Source organism: Deltaproteobacteria bacterium GWC2_65_14, from assembly GCA_001797615.1.
Taxonomy (GTDB): Bacteria; Desulfobacterota; Deferrimicrobia; order Deferrimicrobiales; family Deferrimicrobiaceae; genus GWC2-65-14.
Genome location: MGPV01000004.1, coordinates 5,848 through 6,049, shown reverse-complemented (window position 1 = coordinate 6,049; position 202 = coordinate 5,848). Strand labels below are relative to the sequence as shown.

General features: G+C 70.3%; 1 pseudogene (cut by a window edge). It reads left to right on the top strand.

The window, feature by feature from the left end:
- Window positions 1–202, top strand: a pseudogene (locus A2X88_02905) (hypothetical protein); it runs 359 nt beyond the window's last position.

Here is a 202-nt window from a genome sequence, read left to right as displayed (position 1 = left end):
AAGGCGAAGCGGGAAGGATTCCGATCCCGCGCGGCCTACAAGCTGACCGAGATCGCCCGGGCGCACAAGATCGCACGGCCGGGGGAATGCGTGGTGGATGCGGGGGCGGCCCCCGGGGGATGGAGCCAGGTCCTGCTGCGGCTGGTGGGAACGAAGGGGAAAGTCGCCGCGGTGGACCTGTTGCCGATGGAGCCGCTTCCCG